17 protein-coding genes are annotated in these 21,388 nt (G+C 28.7%); 10 read left to right on the forward strand and 7 right to left on the reverse strand.

Annotation, left to right across the window (positions count from 1 at the left end; genetic code table 11):
- Positions 1–102 precede the first annotated feature (102 nt).
- A complete protein-coding gene (locus FNZ64_RS06570; protein WP_142412845.1) occupies positions 103–1,224 on the forward strand; it encodes an IS4 family transposase in 1,122 nt (373 codons plus the stop codon).
- A 330-nt stretch (positions 1,225–1,554) separates the two neighbouring features.
- Here the strand turns inward: FNZ64_RS06570 and FNZ64_RS06575 are convergent, their stop codons facing one another.
- From FNZ64_RS06575 to FNZ64_RS06590, 4 genes are all read right to left on the reverse strand, one after another.
- A complete protein-coding gene (locus tag FNZ64_RS06575) occupies positions 1,555–2,118 on the reverse strand; it encodes an HD domain-containing protein (RefSeq protein WP_142414048.1) in 564 nt (187 codons plus the stop codon).
- 214 nt (positions 2,119–2,332) lie between these two features.
- A complete protein-coding gene (locus FNZ64_RS06580) occupies positions 2,333–3,109 on the reverse strand; it encodes an ABC transporter permease (protein WP_142414049.1) in 777 nt (258 codons plus the stop codon).
- A gap of 97 nt (positions 3,110–3,206) precedes the next feature.
- Positions 3,207–3,830 carry an ABC transporter ATP-binding protein gene (locus FNZ64_RS06585; protein WP_142414050.1) on the reverse strand — a complete coding sequence of 208 codons (624 nt, stop codon included), beginning with the start codon at positions 3,828–3,830 and terminating at the stop codon, positions 3,207–3,209.
- An 11-nt stretch (positions 3,831–3,841) separates the two neighbouring features.
- Positions 3,842–4,519 (reverse strand): uracil-DNA glycosylase, encoded by a 678-nt coding sequence (locus FNZ64_RS06590; RefSeq protein WP_142414051.1) that lies wholly within the window; start codon positions 4,517–4,519, stop codon positions 3,842–3,844.
- A gap of 588 nt (positions 4,520–5,107) precedes the next feature.
- Here FNZ64_RS06590 and FNZ64_RS06595 point away from each other — a divergent pair.
- Positions 5,108–6,409 (forward strand): methyl-accepting chemotaxis protein, encoded by a 1,302-nt coding sequence (locus tag FNZ64_RS06595; RefSeq protein ID WP_142414052.1) that lies wholly within the window; start codon positions 5,108–5,110, stop codon positions 6,407–6,409.
- Between the two features lie 156 nt (positions 6,410–6,565).
- Here the strand turns inward: FNZ64_RS06595 and FNZ64_RS06600 are convergent, their stop codons facing one another.
- Positions 6,566–6,727: a DUF1540 domain-containing protein gene (locus FNZ64_RS06600; protein WP_142414053.1), complete on the reverse strand. Its 162-nt coding sequence runs from the start codon at positions 6,725–6,727 to the stop codon at positions 6,566–6,568.
- A gap of 195 nt (positions 6,728–6,922) precedes the next feature.
- Here FNZ64_RS06600 and FNZ64_RS06605 point away from each other — a divergent pair, with 195 nt between their 5' ends.
- A complete protein-coding gene (locus tag FNZ64_RS06605; protein WP_142414054.1) occupies positions 6,923–9,001 on the forward strand; it encodes a methyl-accepting chemotaxis protein in 2,079 nt (692 codons plus the stop codon).
- Positions 9,002–9,672: 671 nt separating this feature from the next.
- Complete coding sequence (gene glmM, locus FNZ64_RS06610) at positions 9,673–11,019, forward strand: phosphoglucosamine mutase (RefSeq protein ID WP_142414055.1); 1,347 nt, start codon at positions 9,673–9,675, stop codon at positions 11,017–11,019.
- Positions 11,020–11,161: 142 nt separating this feature from the next.
- Here glmM and FNZ64_RS06615 read toward each other — a convergent pair whose 3' ends face one another.
- Positions 11,162–12,499 (reverse strand): HAD family hydrolase, encoded by a 1,338-nt coding sequence (locus FNZ64_RS06615; RefSeq protein ID WP_142414056.1) that lies wholly within the window; start codon positions 12,497–12,499, stop codon positions 11,162–11,164.
- 876 nt (positions 12,500–13,375) lie between these two features.
- On the opposite strand from FNZ64_RS06615, the gene glmS reads away from it, so the two are divergent.
- The gene (gene glmS, locus FNZ64_RS06620; protein ID WP_142414057.1) at positions 13,376–15,202 is read left to right on the forward strand and encodes a glutamine--fructose-6-phosphate transaminase (isomerizing); all 1,827 of its coding nucleotides are present in this window, start codon (positions 13,376–13,378) and stop codon (positions 15,200–15,202) included.
- A gap of 488 nt (positions 15,203–15,690) precedes the next feature.
- On the forward strand, positions 15,691–17,304 hold the full coding sequence (locus tag FNZ64_RS06625; protein WP_142414058.1) for a cell shape-determining protein: 1,614 nt from the start codon (positions 15,691–15,693) through the stop codon (positions 17,302–17,304).
- 188 nt (positions 17,305–17,492) lie between these two features.
- On the opposite strand, the gene FNZ64_RS14895 is transcribed toward FNZ64_RS06625, so the two are convergent.
- The gene (locus FNZ64_RS14895) at positions 17,493–17,645 is read right to left on the reverse strand and encodes a DUF4351 domain-containing protein (protein ID WP_423244934.1); all 153 of its coding nucleotides are present in this window, start codon (positions 17,643–17,645) and stop codon (positions 17,493–17,495) included.
- A gap of 550 nt (positions 17,646–18,195) precedes the next feature.
- Here FNZ64_RS14895 and FNZ64_RS06635 point away from each other — a divergent pair.
- The 4 genes from FNZ64_RS06635 (at position 18,196) to FNZ64_RS06650 (ending at position 21,262) form a co-directional block, all read left to right on the forward strand.
- Complete coding sequence (locus tag FNZ64_RS06635) at positions 18,196–18,528, forward strand: low molecular weight protein tyrosine phosphatase family protein (protein ID WP_142414059.1); 333 nt, start codon at positions 18,196–18,198, stop codon at positions 18,526–18,528.
- A gap of 28 nt (positions 18,529–18,556) precedes the next feature.
- Positions 18,557–19,849: a PDDEXK-like family protein gene (locus FNZ64_RS06640; RefSeq protein WP_142414060.1), complete on the forward strand. Its 1,293-nt coding sequence runs from the start codon at positions 18,557–18,559 to the stop codon at positions 19,847–19,849.
- 402 nt (positions 19,850–20,251) lie between these two features.
- Complete coding sequence (locus tag FNZ64_RS06645) at positions 20,252–20,755, forward strand: virulence RhuM family protein (RefSeq protein WP_207705515.1); 504 nt, start codon at positions 20,252–20,254, stop codon at positions 20,753–20,755.
- A gap of 111 nt (positions 20,756–20,866) precedes the next feature.
- A complete protein-coding gene (locus FNZ64_RS06650) occupies positions 20,867–21,262 on the forward strand; it encodes an NUDIX hydrolase (protein WP_142414061.1) in 396 nt (131 codons plus the stop codon).
- Positions 21,263–21,388 lie beyond the last annotated feature (126 nt).

Genomic DNA, 21,388 nt, shown 5'->3' on the forward strand with positions numbered 1-21,388 from the left:
ATAAATTTCTATGTGTACCAGCAATATATAAATGAAAATAGTCAGCACCTTTGCTTTAATATAATTACCACAATCATATCGCAAAGGAGTTGCTGACTATCTATGAATAATTATATCACTATTTTTGAAAAATTATTAGATATTGTTAACTGGAACACTTTGAAAAAATCTACGTATAAGTTAGATGTTGACTATAATATAGCATCAAATCATTTGAAAACTCACCTTTACTTTCATTTAGCGAAGCTAGATAGCTTAAGGGATGTTGATGATTTTATGCAATCTGATTCTAAGCTAAAGGAGTCAATAAAAAGCGTTAGCTTGGGAACGTTGTCTAATTATAATAACTATATGGATTATAATGTTTACATTCCAATATTAAACGAACTAATTGATACTGCTTTAAAACAATTACCTGTAAATGAGAAACTTAAAAAGTTTGGAACCATAAAACTAATAGATTCTTCAACTATAAGTATGGCCAAGACTTATTTTCAGTGGGCAGAATTTCGCTCTACAAAAGCAGGAATAAAGCTTCATACAAAATTCAACTTAAGCAAAGGAGTTCCTGAGCTTATAATTGTGTCTAATGCTAAACCACATGATAGAACTAAGATGAAAGAACTTATTACAGAAAACAACTGTATATATGTCTTTGACAAAGGCTATGTTGACTATAAAAAGTTTGATGAGTTTAGCAATAAAGGAATACGCTTTATTACCCGATTAAAAGATAATGCTGCTATAACTGAAGTAAGTAAGCTTGAAATAACTTACTCTGACGTTACTCTACTAGATGATTCTATAAATATCATTGAAGATATTATTTGCTATCTTGGTACAGAAGATATTAATATGACAAAAAATCAGTATAGGGTTATCACTGTAGTTGATTCTGAAGGTCAAATACTAACCTTTGTAACTAACATATTACAATATACTAGTGAAGATATAGCATGGTTATATAAAAAACGTTGGGATATCGAGCTATTCTTCAAATGGATTAAGCAAAATTTAAAAATTAAAAGATTCATAGGACATAGCCTTAATGCAGTTATGATGCAAATTGTTTCGGCAATAATAACATTCATTATAATAAAACTAATACAAGACGTAGCCAAAACAGCCTACGGCTTATTAAAAATAAAGAGATTAATAAAACATTCAATTACAAAATTAATAGATAATATCTTGTTTTCTTGGGAGAAGTGGTTAGGTGGCTAACTGCAACTATAAAACCATATACTTCCATACAAGCTATCACTATGCGGGCAAGTCTGCCCTTTGTTATAGGAATATTATTCTATATTAGCTTAATTTAAGAATTTTACTATAAAGAATGATTATAATACAAATGTCAATGAAAATATTTTCTAAAAATTAAACACTAGTGAGAAATAGTAAATAAAAAATCTATGGATATATTGGGGTCAAATCCTATTATCCATGGATTTTTTATGTTTTTACTACATAGAAACATTACTTTGTCTTAACTTCTTTTCTTTTTTTCAATTTTGAAAGAGGCATAATTACAAAAACGGTTTTCAGAGAGAACTATTTTCCTGCTTCAATCTTCTTAATGGTATCTTCACGGACAGCCTGTCTTAATGTTTTGAGATAATCAGAGAAAGCAACTTTATCGTCAGCATAGGTAAGATTAAGGTCAAATTCTTTCGGAATCCATGTAGACAAATCGGAAATATTGTGCTGAATCAATGCTTCAAGGCTGTCAATAGATTTATAGATTTTTGATTCCATGGTTTTACGTTCTGCCATTTCTTCGTAAAGTTCTTTCATTTCTACTGCGTATTTTTGGGGCAGAGAACTAATCCAGTTATACAACAGGTTTTTCTCACTTTCTTCATGGTTTTGGTTTTTATCAAAGGTTGGAATGTCACCAGTAAAACATTCGCCTAAATCGTGGATGATACACATTCTAATAACCTTATCCATATCTACTTCGGGGAACTCGTCACGCATAAAGAAAGCCATCAAAGTCATCATCCAACTATGTTCTGCTACGCTTTCATGCCTACCTTTTGCTGTATAGCAATGGCGAGTTGTATCTTTTAACCTTTCGGCAACCAATAAGGCATCTAATAATTTTCTTGCTTTCATTTTCAATTACCTCCTACTCACGATTATCGTTCAGTTAGATTATATAAATTCCTTAATACAACGTTAAAAATTCTCACTACTACTTTAAAAAATTTTAATAGGCAGTATATATAAAAATTTTACCACAATGGCTCTAATATTCCAAACTTACCAGATGATCTGAAGTATATTTATACTAACATTTTTTCCTTAATAAGCATTTTTATAAATAAAATTATATTACTTGATCTTCCTCATTGAAGAAGGTTTTATATCCTAGTAATAAAAACAGTATAACACTTAAGGTTACACTACCTAGTACACCTAACATAATAGCTATTTGATAAGATATAGCCGTAGTAGGGGATGTCCCAGATAGAATCTGACCTGTCATCATGCCAGGAAGAAATACAATTCCCATACCTACCATGGAATTTATGGTTGGTAATATTGCAGAGTCAAAAGCATGGTTAACTATATCTTTGCAAGATTCCTTTGGAGTTGCACCAAGCATTAAAGCAGTTTCTACAATTTCTTTTTTAGAAATCATTCCATCTAAAAGAGTGTTTATGCCAAGAGAAATCCCTGTCATTGAGTTTCCAATTAACATTCCCCCAATAGGTATAAAATATCTAGAGTTATACCAAGGAGTAACCTTAACCACTATAAATAAGAAATATACTAGGGAAGAAGTAGTTCCAACCCCCATAGATAGAGCTATAATTTTCTTTAAATCCCTTGAAAGTTTAAATTTTGTTCTCTTAAAAATATTGTATATAGAGAATGTTTCCATGCCTATAAGAATAAGTATAGTATATATTGGGTTATCATTTTTAAAGACAATTCCTAATATATAGCCAGCTATAACAAGCTGAAGGGTCATTCGCAAGGAAGATATTAAAATTTCACGTTCTCTCTTTATATCTCTTTTTTTAACTATAACAAGCAGAATAATTATGAACACATAGGCACATAACATCTGTAAAAGGTTTAAATCTATTATGGTATTCATATTTACTTCCACCACCTTTCCATGTCTTATATATCATATATTGTACAAATTATATACATTACAGGTATTACATGTACTACATATACAAAATACGTAGTTATAAAATTTTACCATTATTTATTTTAATTATGTTTTCACCAAAGTTTTCAGCTGCCTTTTTAGAGTGAGTAACCATAATTAAGGAAATATTGTTTTCAGCACAATGCGTAGTAATTTTATTTAATATAAACTCTTCAGTGTCATCATCTAAAGCAGAAGAAGGCTCGTCTAAAAGTAATACCTTTGGATTCATTAACATAACTCTGCCAAGGGCAACTCTTTGTTTTTCTCCACCAGATAATTCCTTAGTGGAGTCCTCTAGAGACTTATTTAATTTTACTTTTTCTAGGATTTCAATTAAAGTTTCTTTGGAAGGAATCTTTTTCTCAGAAAATCTTAGGCCCATTGTTAAGTTGGTTAAAATATCTCCCTCAAACATAATAGGGTTTTGAGGGAGCATAACCACATCACGACGAAGCTTTACAGAATCTAAGGATTTTAGATTTCTTCCATTATAAAAAATATCCCCACTAGTTGGTGAAATAAGCTTATTAAGCATTCTAAGAAGAGTTGTTTTTCCACTGCCACTTTCTCCTATAATACAACTTATTTTATCCTTAGGAATATTTAAGTTTTCTATTTTTAATATATCTTTATATAATACATTTTCTAGTTCAAACATGAAAATCTCCCCTAAATATTTTCTATTTGCCAGTCTACTTCAGTCTTTCCAATGGATTTTAAAAATTCATTGGTTTTTGAAAAAGGTTTACTTCCAAAGAATCCACGGCTTGCAGACAATGGACTTGGGTGCACTGACTCTATTATATAGTGTTTTGAATTAGTTATTAGCTTAGTTTTTGATTGAGCATTTTTTCCCCAAAGTATAAAGACCACAGGATCTTCTTTTTCATTTATAAGAGATATAATTTTATCTGTAAACTTTTCCCAACCTTTGTTTTTATGTGAGTTAGGCTCACCAGCTCTTACTGTAAGAACTGTGTTTAGAAGAAGTATACCTTCGTGTGCCCACTTTTCCAAGTATCCATTATTAGGTATATAACAATCTAAATCACTATGAAGTTCCTTATATATATTAACAAGAGAAGGAGGTGTCTTCACACCAGGTTTTACTGAAAAACTAAGTCCATGAGATTGATTTGGACCATGATAAGGATCTTGCCCTAATATTACTACCTTTACATCTTTATAAGCGGTATAATGTAAGGCATTAAATATATTATGCATATCAGGATATATGGTTTTTGTTTTATATTCATTTATTAAAAAATCTCGTAAATTTAAGTAATATTCTTTTGAAAATTCCTCATTTAAAAGTTCATTCCAATCATTTTTAAGTATGTTTTTCATTTTATCACCCTTTACAACAATATTTCATGAAATAATAAATTATATTCTTTTATACAAGCTTCCATGAAATAATAAGTTATCATATTTTACAACAATCTTCTATGAAATAATCAAAGTTTCCATGGAAACTTTGTATACAATTAAAATAGTATACTCTTATTATACACTTTTTTAAGAATTTAATTAAACACTTAATATTTATTTGTGCTAAAACTTTCTAAATCATGGTTAAATATATTTTACAATATATTTCATCTAATGACTAAATGCTTTAATATTTCCATAACACTCTCTTATTATAAAATTTATATTATAAATTGTTATTAATTTATAGAACTAAATACTAAGTTACTTAATATAATAATAGTGGGAAAGAATAATTAAATTTAAAAAGATATTAGGATAATTAAGGTAATATAAACTTTATGAAGAATTAACCAAGATATTATTACAAAAGAAAATAGTATAAAGCATAAAAGTAGAGAAAAGTGATAAAAATAGGGTAACCTGTGAAAATCATAATAAGATACAAAAGAATATAAAACAACAAATGAAAGGAGATGAATTTAGCTCAAGGCTAAATTTATTATGAAAAAAATAAGCTTAAAACTAAGTTTTTTGCTAATCATTTCAAATCTCTTAGGTGTAATCCTAATTGCAATAAGTTTTTTACTTCATGTAGATCATATATTTATTAAAGGTAAACCTCATATACAAATAAGTGAATTAGTGTTGTCAGTATTCATTTCTATAATAATAATATGCATAATCTCTTTTATAACCACTTTTATAATTTCAAAGATTATAGGGAAGCCTATTCAATGTGTAACAAGATTATTAGATTATATCTCAAAATTTGATTTAAGTAAGGATTTTATAGATAAAAATGTTTTAGATAGAAAAGATGAATTAGGAAATATGTCAAGATCACTTAATAATCTTAAAAATAATCTAATGTTTGTGGGAAAAGGCATTAAGGAAAGTTCAGAAAATATTTCAGATAGTGTTTTATCTTTAAGTGATGATATTAATGTATCAGAGAAATCTATGGAAAATATATCAAAGGCTATGGAAGAACTATCTAAGGGTGCTGTAGAACTTGCTGAAAATACCCAAAGTAGCTTTGAAAAACTAGAGGAGCTATCTAAAAAAATTATTTTTACAAGAGGAGAAGGTATTAATTTACAACAGTGTTCTAAGGAAAATAGAACTATTATGAGAAAATCTACAGAACAACTATGTGAAGTAGAAGATAAATTTAATGAAAGCACTAGAAATATAAGAGAAACATCAAAATTTATAGATGATTTATGGAAAAAATCAGAGGATATAGAGGGGATTACAAGAACTATTGAAGATATAAGCATGAGAACAGATTTACTATCTTTAAATGCCACAATAGAAGCTGCAAAAGCTAAGGAAAATGGCAAGGGTTTTTCAGTTATAGCAGAAGAAATTAGGTTACTTTCTCAAAAAACAAAAAATGCTACAGATGTAATAGGTGAAATCTTAGGAGAATTAAAAGAAGAAATTAAATTTTCTAAAGAAAATATGGATAAGTGTATTCTAATAAATGAAGAAAATAATAATGCTTTAAAAATAGAAAGAAGTTATAGTAATAAACTACAAAAGTCATATAGTAATAGTGTAAAGACATTAGATAATCTTATTCAAAACATTGATAAAATGAACGAAGACAGGGATGTAGTACTTGAGGCACTACAGGAAATTAGTGCAGTGTCTGAAGAAACTGCTGCAGCTACAGAAGAGGTATTTTCTATAATACAAGATCAGTTACAATCTATTGAAAGTATTGGACAATCTAGTTCTTATTTAAAAAGTATTAGTAAAGTTTTAGATAATATAACTAATAAAATAAAATTAGAATAAAGTTAAATTATAATTAAAGTATTTAAGTTATTGGATTATTTTTTTTGAGGTTATAATTAGTTAATCTATTAAATAAAATTATTATATTCAATATCTATAAAAAATATGCTTAGATTCAGAAAGGGTATTAACTCCTTCTGAATCTAAGCTTTACTTTTAGCCTTGCATTTCAAAACTTCCACAATCTGTACACTTAACAGTTTTTGCAGTTGGTTCATGTTTAACTACTTTAATAACATTTAGTGTGCAGTAATTGTCTTCTTTACAATGATATTTACATTCATCTACAGTACATTGTATACTTTCATTATGTTTCATATATATTCACCTCTTTTCTTAGTCTCAAATATTATTGTTTCAAAAAAACTATTAATTATGTAAATTATTTTTAAAATATTACGATAATCAGTGTAATATATATAATAATAGAATTTAAAATAAAATTTGTAAATTTATTACAAATTAAAAAATTAAATGAGAGGGGGAAGTCCCTAAAATTTTTAGGGGATAAGAATGAAAAAAATCAGCACAAAAATCATTTTATCAATAATACTCTGTACATTTATAGTTTCTATTTTAATTGGTGGTATAAGTTTTTTTAGTAGTAAAAAACTTTCACAACAGGATATTAACTATAAGATGGACTCTCTTGTGGAGGCTAAGGCAGAAAATCTAAATGGCACGTATATAAGCATGAAGTCTATAACAGAAGATTTAGAAGCTGTTTCTAGCAGTTATATGGATTTTAATCAATTGAGTAAAGACAAAAATTATATAGATCAATATGAAAAACAGTTAGACGGCGTAATTAAGAACATAACAACTTCTAAGGAAAATGGCATAGGAATTTATTTTATGATAAACCCAGAACTTTATGAAGGAAAAAAGTTAAAAGTAATTTGCTATGAAGATCCAGAAGGTAAAGGGAACATACAAAAGGTAGAATATGATTACGATAGGAAAACCTTTACTAGAAAAAATCCAGATTGTAAATGGTTTTATGATTATGTAGATAAAAAAGAAGGTACATGGGATGAACCTCATGAAGATAAAAACGGAAATTATCAAATGACCTTTGCAAAGCCAGTATTTAAAGATAATAAATTTATTGGACTTATAGGTGTTGATATGAATTTCACCACTTATTTTAAAAAGATTAACGATATGAAATTTTATAATTCAGGATATGCATTTATATTAAATGAGAAACTTGATTATATAGTTCATAAAAAGAAGAAAAGTGATGTTAATTTAATAACAGAAGAAAAAGGGAAGTACAAAGATATAGGGGAAAAGATGAATTCGCAAAAAGGAATATTCCAAGGAGAGTACGATAAAAAGAAAAGTTATATCGGATACACTAATTTAATTAATGGATGGAAAATGGTAATAGTAATTCCAAGGTCAGAAGTTCTAGCTCATGTAAACAAGAGTCTTATGCAAATTTTTATGGTCACTCTTTTAATAGTAGGATTTTCAGTTATATTGTCATTATTACTTGGAAAGAAGATGTCAAAACCTGTAGTTGATATAACTGCCATGTTAAATTCAATGAAAAATTTAGACTTAACATATGAAGTTGATAATATAGGAATATTAAAGTCAGAAGATGAAATAGGGGTTATGGCAAGAGCTGCAGAAGATTTTAAATTAGAGCTTAAACGGACACTAAAGACAATTCAAGAGTTCTCTCAAAAAGTACTTGAAAGCTCAGATACAGTAAATAACGAATCAAAGGATGCTGTTCATTCAGCCAATTCTATTTCAGATACCATAGATGAAATTGCAAGAGGAGCCAGTGAACTTGCTGCTAATTCACAAGATGGTTCAGAGAGATTGATGAATTTATCAGAAAAAATTAAGTTAGTAGTAGAGAGTAATAACTCAGTAAAAGAATACTCAGAAAACACTAGAGAGATAAATCAAAAATCTATGAGTTCATTAAAGGATTTATTAGATAAATTTAATACGAATAGAGATATGATTGAGGAAGTATCGAAAAACATAGATAAGCTAGCTAATAAGTCAGGATCTGTTGGAAAGATTGTATATACTATAGAAAATATAGCAGAACAAACAAATCTTCTTGCATTAAATGCTGCTATAGAAGCAGCAAGAGCTGGGGAATCTGGAAGAGGATTTGCCGTAGTTGCAGATGAAGTTAGAAAGTTAGCAGAAGAGACATCAGAATCAACTAAACAAATTTCAAATATAATAAAAGAAATTCAAGTTGAAATTCAAAGAACTAAGGAAAATATGGACATAAGCTTAAACCTTACAGAGGATACAGAAAAGGCTTTAGATATGCAAAAGGATTCTTTCGGTTTTATGGAAGATGCAATTTCTAATACTCTAGAAAAACTAGATATATTATCAAAAAATATTCATATTGTAGATGAAGATAAGGAAGCTGTAGTTAATATAATACAAGAAGTTACAGCAGTTTCTCAGGAATCAGCAGCATCTACGGAGGAGGTTTCAGCTTCCATAGAAGAACAATTTAAAACCTTTGAAAGCATAGTGGAAGCCTCTAGAGACTTAGATCAAATTTCAAGAGAATTAAACAATATAGTGGATAAGTTTAAGGTATAAAAATATATAGTATAATAGACACCCTGACAATTCTAACGTCAAGCAATGGAGATGATGAATATAGTGGAGATAATCAAGGATAAAGATATAGTAGATGGCATATAATTTGTACAGTAGCTAGATTAAGTAAAAGTAATAAGACTTAATGCTAGCTACTTTTTATTCCATGAATATTCTCGCTAATACCCAGTTAAAATACTACAACATACCTACTAAGTATAAAGAAATACGTGGAAACTAAGGAATAATAAAGCTAATTATGTTTATGTGTAATATATAAGAAGTGAACTTGTTATAAACTTTTAAATATAATATAATTAATTAGTATTTATTATTTTAGGTTTACTATTTAGTATAAAGTATTTTGCAGTATAGAGATTTAAAATAGTAAAACGATTTTAATTAAGTCTTTGAAGATTGAGTTTTAACAAGGATTATAAAATAATAATTATAACCATGAATTATAAAAAATGTAACTAAGAATTAAAACTAAGAATTATAAAAAAATTACGGAAGTTTAAAATTTAGCTATAGGCTTTAAGCTATGAATTGTATATAATTAGAAATTTTATTTACTATTTGGCTTTATTAGACTGATGGTTACGTAATAGCATATAAATCTAACAGGGTCTAATATTTAAAAGTTTAGAAAAAAGAGAGGGAGTTTATATATGGGTAGAATGTTTGGTACAGATGGTGTAAGAGGTATTGCAAATAAAGAGCTTACTCCAGACCTTGCTTTTAAACTAGGCAAGGCAGGGGCTTATGTTTTAACAGAGGGTACTCATAGACCTAAGGTTGTAGTTGGTATGGACACTAGAATTTCAGGAGAAATGTTAGAATGTGCTCTAGTTTCAGGCTTATTATCAGTGGGAGCTGAAGCTATTTGCGTAGGAGTGGTTCCTACACCAGCGGTTGCATATTTAACAAGAAAATATAAAGCTGATGCAGGAGTAGTAATATCAGCATCACATAACCCAGTAGAATACAATGGAATTAAGTTTTTTGATGGACAAGGTTATAAGTTAAAAGATGAATTAGAAGATAGAATTCAACAAGTTATAGAAAATAATTTTGAAGGAGTGCCATGTCCAACAGGAGAGAACCTTGGTAAAAAGAAAATAGTTACTAATGCAGTGGAAGATTATGTAGAGTTTGCAAAGAGCACCATAGATTGTGAGTTAAAAGGCTTAAAAATAGCTTTAGACTGTGCTAATGGAGCATCCTATGAAACAGCAGTAAAAGCCTTTAGAGAATTAGGAGCAGAGGTTTTAGTTATAAATAATGACCCTGATGGAATTAATATAAATAAAGCCTGTGGATCAACACATCCAGAGCATTTAATGACATTTGTAACAGATAACAATTGTGATTTAGGCTTAGCTTTTGATGGCGATGCAGATAGATGCCTTGCAGTAGATGAAAAAGGAAACCTTATAAATGGCGACGTTATGATGACTATTTGCGCAAAATATTTAAAAGAGCAAGGAAAACTTAAAAAGGATACCTTAGTTGTTACTGTAATGAGCAATATGGGCCTTGATATTGCATTAGATAAGGAAATTATAAATAGGGTAAAAACAAAAGTTGGAGATAGATATGTGCTTGAAAAGATGATAGAAGAAGGATATAGCCTTGGAGGAGAACAATCTGGACATTTAATATTCCTAGATTTCAATACTACAGGAGATGGGCTTGTATCAGGACTTCAACTTACATCTGTAATTAAGAATAAAAAACAAAAGTTATCAGAACTAGCTAGCATAATGACAGAGCTTCCTCAAGTTCTTGTAAATGCAACAGTACCTAATAATATGAAAGATATACATATTAAAGATAAAGAAATAGCAAATGAAATAAAGAAAATGGAAGAAAAACTAGATGGGACAGGAAGAGTATTAATTAGACCATCAGGAACAGAACCTCTAGTTAGAGTAATGCTAGAAGGAAAAGATAAGGCAGAAATAGAGAGCATGGCAGTGGCCTTAGCTAAAAAAATAGAAGAAAAAGCAAATTAAAAGTAAAAGGTTCATTAAGATAAATCTTAATGAACCTTTTCTTTAGCATATTTTCTATTTTAATAAATTTTATACTCTAAGATTTTACTATTTCACTAATATACTTTTAATACTACAAAGGTTATTAAAACTGCCTGTATTATTATTTGTCACCCTTAAGTAACTTTTCGTTTTTGCTTCCTAAGAATACAGATTTTTGAGTTGGTCTGAATTCTCCAGTGTTTTCATCTCTTCCTTGTAAGTAGTATCTAGCATCCGCTTTACCAATAGTATTAGCAGCTTCTTTTGAAAGCTTACCAAGTGCATCACCTTTACATCTGTTAACGATTAAGCTAAATTTAGTATCTTTAAAATCAGATAACATAGCAACGTCACCAGAGCTATCTCCACCAACGATTAATGGACCTTGTCCACCATGTTTTTCAACTAAGAATCTTTCTATAGTCTTAGTCTTACCCTTGCTTTGAGTTTGATCATAACCTTTTCTAAACTCAGCTTTAATTACACCCTTGTCATCTCTTTCAAGTTCCATAGCATATACGTTTTCTTTTGGAAGTTCATATCCAAACTTAGGATTAGTAGCAAATGTTCTAACAACATCTATGAATGATGCTGAACAGATATAAACATCTATTCCATTAGCCATTAAAGTTTTGTAAAGATTTTGTTGCTCTTTTAATGTTCTTAAACCAGTGTGGAATTTAACTGAAACAACGCCAGCCTTACCAGCTAATTCTTTTGGACTTGTCCAAGTTTCTTCACCAAGTTCATGTTTTAACCAATATTCATTTGATTTTTCAGTTAAGTCAGCAACTTCTTTTTCAGTCATTCCTGCAAATAAGTAAGTTACCCATGGATAGCTTACATCAGAACTGAAAGACTCACCAATTGAATTATAAAGGTATCTAGTTTTAGCTATAAAATCTTTATATTGAGGTGTAGCCTTGATCTCATCTAAAGATTTAGTCCCTTTGAAACCTTTATAGTTTTCATATAAGAATTTATAGCTTGAATCTATGTCAGCACCAACTGATTCGATATTAACAGGTTTTCCATCAACATTGTTGCAATCAGCTACAAAGTTATCTTTTGGAATGTTTATTCTAATAGTTTTTGCAAATTCTTCAGGAGTCATTTTAAACTCAAGATTTTCTAACTGATATGCAAGTAATGCTTCTTCAACGTCATTAACTATTGAAGTGTTGTCCCAGTCAAATACAGCATAAGGTTTTTTATTTGCATTATAATCTTTGCTGTTTTTACCGTGTTTTTCTATAAGGGCTGTTAAAGCAGCATAGTTTTCAGGAGCCCAGTTACCTTTTTCAAGTTTAACTTCGCTTTTGTTTTCAGTACTACTTTGTTCTACCTTAGTTTCATTTTTAGGTTGTTCTGTTTTAGCAGAATTTCCACATGCAGCTAAAGAAAAAGACATAATGCATGCTAATGCTAAGCCAAGAGTTCTTCTTTTAAAATTATTCATAAGTTATTTCTCTCCTCATTTGTAATCTTATTTTTATCCCTATACATAAATTTTACAAGGGATATTGTTCTTCCTTAGTAATTTAGTATAAAATTTAAAATAGAAATAGTTATAAATATGCTAAATAAAATTGATTGTTAAGAATATTTAATCATTATTAACATATTCTTTATAATTTATTTATATAACGAGCATCGAAAAATGTCAATATAAAATTGAATTTTCTTATTTTTTTAAAATTAAATTCAATAATTAATTATGTAAAATTGTTTAATTTGAAATATAATATAAAAATATTCCATAAATAGTAAGGAAAATTTAGGGCTTAAAAAAGGTTTTTTCTCTAATTGAGACTTAGAAGTCATTATCTAGGGACTTAAACACTACTTTACTCTTATTTTTAAGAATATATGGAATTATATCAGATAATTATTGCATAAAATAAACATAAGAATTATTTATATTATAAATATAAATAAACCGTTAAAAGTATTGACGTAAAATATGAAAAATGCATATAATAATGTGATAGCTTTTAGGATAGCATAAGCTATAAAAAACCAAGCAAATACATGGAGGTGATTATAAAGAAAAAATTAATTATTTTAAATTTAAAAGCGCCAGGAGTTATATGAATAACTAAAAAAATAAGTTTTTCATGTAACTTGACGAGGATGGGGTTTTATCGAATCTTCGGCGGGTGCCCCACGGTATTCGCACTACCGTTAACAATTGGTAAAAGCGAAAAGTGATTTTCGTTACAAAATCAATTAGGTGCAAAAATAAGTGCATTTATGGTGCCCATAGTGGGAGCATAAATGTCCATTAAGTATTTAAACTAAAAAATACAAACAGAATAAGAGAGGGAATAAAATAATGTGCGGAATAGTTGGGTATTATGGAAAGAGAGAGGTATCACCTCTTTTAATAAGTGGATTAAGCAAATTAGAATATAGAGGATATGACTCAGCAGGAGTTGCTATAATAGAAGATAACAAAATTAAAGTTACAAAATGCCAAGGAAGACTAAAATGTTTAGAAGAAAAGCTAGAGGAAAACCCTATACATGGTAATGTAGGGATTGGTCATACTAGATGGGCAACTCATGGACAGCCATCTTATGTTAACTCTCATCCTCATTCAAATGAAGATGAAACAATCACTATAGTTCACAATGGGATTATAGAAAACTATATTCGTTTAAGAGAAAAGTTAATAGCAAAAGGATATAAATTTGTTTCAGAAACAGATACAGAGGTAATACCTCATCTAATCGACTATTATTACGAAGGAGATCTTTTAGCAGCTGTAAGAAAAGCAGTTTCTAAAATGGAAGGAAGCTATGCTCTAGGAGTTGTATCTTCTCATGAACCAGATAAAGTAGTAGCAGTTAGAAAAGATAGCCCATTAATAGTTGGTCTTGGGAAAGATGAAGCATTTATAGCATCTGACATCCCAGCAGTTTTAAATGAGACAAGAGATATATATCTTTTAAATGATAACGAATTTGTTTTAATGGACAAAAATGGAGTTCAATTATTTGATATAGAAGGCGAAAAAATAGAAAAAGAAATCTACCATGTAACTTGGGATGCTGATGCAGCAGAAAAAGGTGGATACGAGCATTTCATGATGAAAGAAATCCACGAGCAACCAAAAGTTATAAGAGATACTATGAAGTCAAGAATTGCTTTAAATGAGCAGATCAAATTAGACGAAATAAAAATCACAAAAGAAGATCTAGCAAACTTTAATAGAATCTATATTGTAGCATGTGGAACAGCATACCATGCTGGTATAGTTGGAAAATATGCTATAGAAAAATTAGCTAGAATTCCAGTAGAAGTTGATATAGCTTCAGAATTTAAATATAGAGATCCAATAATAGATGAGCATTCTCTTTTAATTGTTATAAGCCAATCAGGAGAAACAGCAGACACCCTAGCAGCTCTAAGGCTTGCAAAAGCAAAAGGAGCAAGAGTTATAGCTGTAACTAATGTAGTAGGAAGCACAGTTTCAAGAGAAGCAGAAGATGTTCTATACACATGGGCAGGACCTGAAATTGCAGTAGCTTCAACAAAAGCATATGTAAGCCAACTTATAGCAATGTATATAATAGCTCTATATTTTGCAGAACTTAAAGAAACTGTAACAAAAGCAGAATTAGAAGAGCTTAAAAAAGGAATGTTAGAACTTCCATTAAGAGCAGAAGAAGTCCTAAACAATAAAGAAGCTCTACAAAAATTTGCATCAGAGAACTATATGCATAAAGATATGTTCTTCTTAGGAAGAGGAATGGACTATGCTGTTGCCATGGAAGGTTCTTTAAAATTAAAGGAAATCTCATACATCCACTCAGAAGCATACGCAGGTGGAGAATTAAAACATGGACCAATAGCATTAATGGAAGAAGGAACAGCAGTTGTAGCCATAGCTACTCAGTCTAATCTAATAGACAAAATGGTAAGTAACATAAAAGAAGTAACAGCAAGAGGAGCAAAAGTTGCAGCCTTCTTACCACAAGGACATAACGAAGTTGAAGAAACAGTAAGTTCAGTAACTTACCTTCCAAAAGTTATGGACATATTTTCACCAGTAATATCAGTAATTCCACTACAATTATTCTCATACTATGTAGCAGTACAAAAAGGTTGCGACGTAGATAAGCCAAGAAACCTTGCAAAATCAGTAACAGTGGAATAGGGATTATATAGAAAGAGTAAGCGGTGTATATTGTACTTCAATAAAAACTCGTATCACCTATAAAAAATGGTGTTACTCATAAAAAAGTAATATTAAAAGTCAGGAATTTTTAATCAGAAAGTGATTAGATTTTCCTGGCTTTTTTTGTTTTCAAGAAAGAAAGCTCAAGGATTTAGGTGAATATTTTTTATTTTTATCTACTGGTAAAAGTAAGAGATAAATAAATCAATAACTAGTAACATTTTTATTCAATAATAATAGAATTACAATAAGAGTTGTAGGTAATTAAGTTTCTGATAAATATATTATAGAAAAATTTATGATATATTTATTGTAATAGTTTAATAATATACAATAACACTTAATAAAATTAGGTAAAACATATTAAACGGTTATAAATAACCTATAATGAGTAAAAACAAAGCTTTATTGATTTCACAAAATATAGTAATATATACTCATTATTAATCGCAAAGGGGGGTCACAAAATGCGTAAAAAATCAATGTTTTACTCATTTTATGTGTTGTTATTTGCTATAGCATTGTATATATTCTTACCAGTAGTAAATTACAATCAAATTTCAATTTATATTATTATAATTGCAGTTAATTTAATTTTCGGAATGACATACTTAATATACAACAATGTTGTTGAAGCAAAGAAAAACAAGACAAACATTTTTTTGAATATAGCATCCATAGGTGTTGGTGCTATAATTGTGTTAGGTATTATTAGTTTGCCAGTATTTAGAGCTAATGGTTATAAAAGTTTATTACCAAACCCTCAATACAAAGAGTTTTCTAAGGAAATATCTTATATTGATGAAAAGAATATACCAACAGTAAATGAGCAGTATGCTAAGTTACTTGCAGATAAAAAGCTTGGAGAAGAAACTTCTTTAGGAAGCAGAGTAGAACTTGGCGATCTTACTCTTCAAAATGTAAATGGAAAGTTATATTATGTAGCAGCTTTAAATCACTCTGGTTTTTTCAAGTGGATGTTTAACAAAGGCACACCAGGATACATTATGGTTTCAGCTACTAATGACCATGATGTAAAATTAGTTAAAGAATTAGATGGAAAAGCAATAAATTTAAGGTACAGCCCATCAGCGTATTTTAACGATGATTTACGAAGACATATTTATTTAAATGGAGAGGTGTTTAGAGGAATAACAGATTTTACATTTGAGGTTGATGATAGTGGTAAGCCTTATTGGACTGCAACTATGTATAAAAATACTATAGGTTTAAAAGGTAAAAAAGCTGTAGGAATAGTGCTTGTAGATGCACAGACAGGAGAAGTTAAGAAATATAATGTAGACAATACACCAAAATGGATAGATAGAATTCAACCATTAAACTTTGTTGAAAACAATATAAATAAATGGGGTAAATATATTCATGGTGTATTTAATTTTTCAGGAAAAGATAAGTTAAAAACAACCCAAGGGGTTGGAGTGGTTTATAATAACGGAAGGTGTTATTATTACACTGGCTTAACTTCTGTTGGAAAAGATGAGTCCACTGTAGGATTTACATTAGTAGATACACGAACTCAAGAGACTACAATTTTTAAAATATCAGGAGCAACAGAAACAGCAGGAACAAAATCAGCAGAAGGTAAGGTACAAAATTTAGGATATACAGGATCTTTCCCTATCCTTATAAATGTTGAAAATATACCAACTTATTTTATAACTTTAAATGATAAAAGTGGACTAACTAAGATGTTCGCAATGGTTTCAGTGGGTGACTATAACGCAGTAGGAACTGGTGAAAATATTACAGAATGTAAGTCAAATTATATAAGAGTACTACAAAGCAAAGGTAATAATACTAACATAGTATCCACAGGAAATGCTAATAAGTTAGATGGGACAGTACTAAGAATAAACAGTTGTACAATTAATGGTTCAAGCTTTTATACATTTGTACTGAAGGAATATCCACAAAAATTATTTCAAGCGTCCCTTACAATTTCAAATGAACTTCCAATAACTCAAATTGGTGATAAAGTGTCAGTAAAATATAATGACATGAAGCAAGAACAAAACTTAATTAATTGTCTTGATTTTGATAATAAGGAATTTGTACAATAGCTATGGTCAAAGGACGTTGTTAACTCTATTATAGATAGTTTTATTGCTGATATTCACTGTTATATCAATGAGAAGTTAGTATTTTTGCCTTGCGAAAGTTGAGTTATAAAATAATAAAAAAGTAATATTAAAAGTCAGGAGAAAAATAGGGATAAAACCTTATTTAATCCTGACTTTATTTTATATTTCTATTGAAAATATTTCTCTAAATCTTGAATTTTTTCTAAATCAAAAATATCAGTTGCAATTACATCAATAGTTTCCTCTGACAAATTATTTATTTTTACCTTATATTCTTGAGGAACAGACTTGAATTTTTTAATTAATAACTTTATAAGAATTTCTGCCTTTCCTTTTTTTGACTTTCTTCAAGCCTTCTTTAAAACTGCATCTTCTATTTTATTATAATCCATAGTCATCCTCACTTTCTAGTTCATTATACTAGTTATTATTTCCAAGACTAAGGAACTTATACGAATATATGTTCTATTTTTGAAATTGAGGATACAAGTTATTACTATACTAATCTTTCTTAATAATACCTATGCGTTATTTTACAATAAAACTTTATAGTATAGTTTCAATTATTCTTGAAATAGGTTATTTAGAAATATGATAATAAAGAAGCAAAAGAGTATGATAAAATATAAAGAAGGGTTAGTAAATATTCACAGAATAAATTAGGGGAGGTAATTAAATGGATAAGAAAAACCATATGTCATACCTTGGGGTTGGATCTGGATATCCTAGATTACTAAGACAAACGTCGGAATATTTAAAAACTATTTTTGTTTAAATATACCAGTAGCTAACAATAAGGTAGAGAAGGAATAATACTTTTGATTCAAGGTTCTAGGGGTAAGAGGAAAAATTTTCTATATTGTTTGGAAGGTGATTTATATAAAATTATTGTTTATATGTAGTAGGAACAAATGGAGAAGTTTTACAGCAGAAAAAATATTCAATGGAGTGAATGGATATGATGTAAGATCAGCGGGAACAGAAGCAAATGCTCGTATTAAGGTAACAGGTGGACATATCGGATGGGCTGATATAATTTTTGTAATGGAAAAGAAACATTTAAGAAGGATTAGGGATAAGTTTGAAAATATACTCTATGATAAAAAGATAATTTGTCTTGATATTTCTGATGATTATGGTTTTATGGATGAAGAGTTAGTGGAATTACTTAAATGTAGGGTATCAGAATATATTGATTTATAGAATTTAGTATTCAAAAAGAGGTGGCTAGATGTCAGAAAAAATTATGCAAAATGAAGAAAGTATTAATTTAGATATTAGAAAGGCAATTATCCAACTTTTTAATTCAAAAGAATACCATGAGTTAAAACTATATTATGATTTTAAAGGTATTTTTGATATTTTAGGTATTATGAGAAATGAGAATGTACATAGCAACTTTTTAGCATGGATACTAAACCCAGATGAGAAGCATGGGCTAAGTAATTATCCAATGCAAAAATTCCTTGAGATGATAGTTATGTCATTATTTGATTGTCAGTATGCAAAGGGGCAAAGAAACTTATTTCCAGAACACCTTAGTGATTATATAATAACTGGTAATTATGAGATTGTTGATGTGAAAATAGAAAGAGAAAAAATTATTGATAATAATAAAAGAATTGATATATTTATTAATTTATCATTGCAGATTGATAATGAAGAGTCAGAAATTACTGATATAAAAATAGTTCTAGAAAACAAAGTTTATTCTAAAGAGCATTCAGAACAGACGGTTCAATATTACCAATGGGCAAAAGAAAATTTTAAGGATAACTGTGAATTAGTATTTTTATATCTTTCACCGATTTCTAATAGTGAGTTACATGACTTGAATGAACAGCAGTGCCAGTGTAAAGAATATATTCAAATAAATTATCAATACTTAGTTGATTACCTTTTAGAACCTTGCAAAATGCAGCAGTTATCACTAGAAGCAAGTTCACTGATCGATAATTATTTAAGATGCTTGAGCTATCCATCAATGGACGAGAAGAGTATTAAGAATGGGGGATTAGTTATGGCAGTTAATGAAAGAGAAAGGAAACTATTACTTGATTTTTGGGAAGGCAACAAGCCGTTACTTTTAGCAATGTTAAACGTATTAAAGGATGACGAAAATATTGATGAAGAAGAAAGAGAAAACATGGATAACATGATCAGTACAATATACAATAAATCTGGTAAGGATTATAGTAAGTACTTATTTAAAGGAAAGAAATATGCTAAAAATAGATTAGTTTTGGCTGTTATAAAAGAATATATAAATTCAACAAAAGCAACTTATGATGAGCTTAAAAGTATTTTCGAAGATAGTATTCAAGGAACTTGGGGAGTTTTTCAAACTGTAGAGGGTTTAGTGAGTAGAGATACAAGAAGATATTTTTTAAAATCTGATGAAATTCTTGTAACAGAAGATGGAACAAGAATAGCAGTTTGTAACCAATGGGGTAGTCCTAAAGTTGAGAAATTTATAGATACTGCAGTAAAATTAGGATATGAAATTAAAAAAGTAGAAGCATAGAAATTAAAAAATTGTTAGCATGAAAAATAATAAGATTAAAGTGTTAAATATTATATAAATAAAAAGATGTGTTGCTTGTTTAGTAGTACATCTTTTTAATATATAATAAATAAATTAATAAAGTTAATTTATAATTTTAGAATTAGAAAAAATTCTAATAAAAATATGTTATAAAATTATTGTATAATATAAAGTGTAAAAATGTAAAATTATGAAATAAAATAATATTAAGAGTATAAAATACGAAATGGTAAAAATATGCTGAAAATTACTAAAGTTAATTATTTAAATTTGTACGCTAAAAAAGATAAATAACAAATGAAGGAGAATTAATTGAATGAGAAATTTGTAAGTATTATTTATAAGTTTGAGAAATTGAAATAGATTAAGAGGTGGTAAGCAATGGAAGAGAATAACAGTATATTAATATATCAAACAGAAGATGGAACAACAAAAGTAGATGTTAGATTAGAAAATGAAACAGTTTGGATGACTCAAAAAGCAATAGCAGAGTTGTATCAAAAAAATGTGAGAACAATTAATGATCACATAATAAACATTTATAATGAGGGAGAATTAGAAGAAAGTTTAACTATCCGAAAAAACCGGATAGTTCAAAACGAAGGAAATAGAAGGGTTCAGCGTGAAGTATCTTTTTATAATTTAGAAATGATAATAGCAATAGGTTATAGAGTACGTTCACATAGAGGTACACAATTTAGAAGGTGGGCAACAGAAAGACTTAATGAATATCTAGTAAAAGGCTTCACAATGAACGATGAACGATTAAAAGAAATGAAAAATTTGGGACAAGATTATTTTGAAGAATTAATAGAACGTATTAGAGATATAAGGGCTTCAGAAAAGAGATTTTACAAGAAAATTACTGATGATTATGCTGTGTGATTTACAAATTTCTATTGGGGATTTTGATGAAGTAGATAGAAAAATGATTGGATTATGTTTATTAGATAAAACCTTATAGTAAGGTTAAAATTTTTGTTTTATGGGGGTATTATGGAAACTATTATTGGATGTTCATTAATAATACATGATGATAACAAAAAAGTTCTAATCGCACAAAGAAGCCAGATTAAACATAAATTTCCTATGTTGTGGGAAACAGTGGGTGGAACTTTAGAAAATGAAGAAACTCCTGAAGAATGCATTAGAAGAGAAGTTGAGGAAGAATTAAATTGTGAAATTAGTGAATTAAAGCTGTTTAAAGTCTATGTTATAAATTCAGATAATCGCTATGTTCTAATTGTATACGCAGGTAAAATAATTGGAGAAGTAAAACCAAATATTGAGATAGAAAAAGTCCAATGGATAAGTAGAAATGATATTAATAAATATGAGTTTATGGGAAATTGTAAAGATAAGATTATAGATTTTTACAGTGAAATTCAATAAATATAGTAGATAATGGATTATTAATATGTTCATTGTTGCATTATTTATGCAGAAAATAAAATATGATAACAAGGTGAGCAATATATGGATTTTTGAATAGTAATATAAAACTAAAGATAAGTAATT

Origin of the sequence: Hathewaya massiliensis, from assembly GCF_902143515.1 — a bacterium.
Classification (GTDB): domain Bacteria; phylum Bacillota; class Clostridia; order Clostridiales; family Clostridiaceae; genus Hathewaya; species Hathewaya massiliensis.